The following is a 2,153-nucleotide window of genomic DNA, read 5'->3' as shown; positions in this document are numbered from 1 at the left end:
AGGGTCAATTGGAGATTTTCCAGTGCAGGTGCGCGCATTCGGTTAGGGCATCTCTATCCTAAATTAAAGCATGCTAACTAGGCAAAGTTTATTTGGTGAACTACTAGTATCTATGATATTCAATCGATTCACGCAGCAGATACAAAGCAAAAAATGCCGTTGTGTTTCTTTGTTTTATGGCGATCGTTTGTCTTTTAGTTCGTCTTTTTTGAATATCCATTATCGCTCCCCTTCAAGAAATGCTGCTGTCACAGCTCAGCCCTGACGATCCCATGATGGCAATGCTCGCTCAGATGATGGCACAGCGGCAATCTACTCCGGCTGTCGATGAAGATGACGAGGAAGACCGGATCGATCGGGAAGAGATGGAGCGACAAGCGGAAGAAAAGTCCCAAGCGATGGCAAAAGCACTCCGTCATCTACGCAGCAAAATCGACGATCTCTATGCAGAGCTAGGTTTCCTTGCTCGCAAGTTACATTGGCGAACGACTAGGAGCACCGGGCTACAGCCTGCACAACAACGGGCTTGCGATCGATTTTTCCACCCGCGACCAGGTACATTGGCGGAACGCCGCACTCAAAACTATAGCCTGCTTGTTAGCTTGTTAAGCAATCGATCGCGCGTTTAATTCCTGCAAGTTCCAGTAATGCGGCACTCCTGGCTGACTGGTATCGCGTTGAACGAACGACCGTAGCTCACGGCAACATTCCTCGCTATAGCTAGGCACTTCTAGGGGATGCCAGTGCGAATTTACCTAACGCATTTGCTTCATAGGTCACGCAAGTTCAGACAATATCATTTGTCGAGTAATGCTTCAGATATCGGAGTGATTGGGCTGTACATCAACCGTTACTTTGGTCTCTCTATCTAACCAGCAACCAGCAACCCATGTAAAACATTACCGAAACCGCTTCAAATAATGCCCCTGAGGTGAACCCAATACCTGTCCCCGATCGTAAATCAAATTCCCACGCAGAAATGTATGCTTCACTCGCCCTGTTAGTTCCATTCCCTCAAAGGGGGTATAGCCTTGTTTCGACTCAGATTCAGCAGCACGAACCACAAACGTTTCATTGGGGTCGAGTAACGCTAGGTCAGCATCATACCCGATCGCGATGTCACCCTTTTGAGGAAGTCCAAACCGTTGCGCCGGATTCCAGCACAGTAATTTTGCCATATGGTTGTAGGACATCCCCCGCTTACTGCCTTCGCTGACAATTCCTGAGAGTAGATATTCTGTGCCTCCAAAGCCCGCCTTTGCGAGCCAGATATTGTCCGGATCCTGAAAGTTCGCTTTTTTCTCGGCAGAACAACAGGCATGATCGCTCACAATCCAATCCACTTGATTCTGCAACACTGCATTCCACAAGTACTCGACATCCGATCGCGGTCGAATTGGCGGATTCACTTTTGCCCATTTACCCGTAGGAACCTCGACATCAAGCAGCAGATGACCCACGGTCACTTCTCGCCTGAAATTGATGTGGGGAAAGGTCGTTTGCATCATCAAAGCTGCTTCCACCGCTTTGCGGGAACTGAGATGGAGCAAATTGATGTTGACGCAGTTTGTTTCATGGGCTAGATAAGAAGCAATACAAATGGCTAACCCCTCGGAGTGGGGAGGACGAGCAGCGCTATAAGCACTCAGTCCGGTGAGGCTTGAGTCTTGCTGCACAATTTTGGTATAGGCATTTAGAATATCAGCGACTTCGCAATGAAGACTAAGGCTAATGGTGTCTTGCAGAGTGGGATAACGTTCCCTTAACTGAGACAAACTGCGCATGATGAATTCAAAGTGGGCGAAGTCGTAACGCTCTTCTTTGTTGATCATCAGAAATAGATTTTGCTGATCGGAGAGACCATGCAAACCATACCCGCCATAAAACATAAAAATTTTGAACGAAGCAACGCCATGCTGTTCAAATAGCCATTGCATTTCGTCAATATGCTGGCTACTAATTGGTGCAACATGATAGCCATAATCGACAAAGAAGTTGCCTTCCGATAGGGCAAGCACCTCTGGAAAAAAATCTCGATAAGACCCGCCTTTATTCAGATAATACTGACCTGTGCGGATGTATCGATCGTTAACCCTTGCAAAGGTAGTTGACGAAATCTTGCTTCCCCGCCTACACTCACAGCAGCTAAACGA

At 47.5% G+C, this 2,153-nt stretch carries 2 protein-coding genes; one reads left to right on the top strand and one right to left on the bottom strand.

What is annotated here, in order from left to right:
* Positions 1 to 239: 239 nt before the first annotated feature.
* Positions 240 to 629 carry a hypothetical protein gene (locus H6F80_RS00330; protein WP_190789633.1) on the top strand — a complete coding sequence of 130 codons (390 nt, stop codon included), beginning with the start codon at positions 240 to 242 and terminating at the stop codon, positions 627 to 629.
* A gap of 270 nt (positions 630 to 899) precedes the next feature.
* Here the strand turns inward: H6F80_RS00330 and H6F80_RS00325 are convergent.
* A partial coding sequence (locus H6F80_RS00325) for an amidohydrolase family protein (protein ID WP_242067083.1) occupies positions 900 to 2,153 on the bottom strand: 1,254 nt, incomplete at its 5' end.

The sequence above is a fragment of the Leptolyngbya sp. FACHB-711 genome (assembly GCF_014695615.1).
Taxonomy (GTDB): domain Bacteria; phylum Cyanobacteriota; class Cyanobacteriia; order Elainellales; family Elainellaceae; genus Leptolyngbya_A.
This window is presented reverse-complemented; position numbering and strand designations above follow the sequence as displayed.

Bases quoted from the DNA above. Each gene is read 5' to 3' on its own strand.
- H6F80_RS00330 (WP_190789633.1), top strand. From the start codon at position 240: ATGCTGCTGTCACAGCTCAGCCCTGACGATCCCATGATGGCAATGCTC.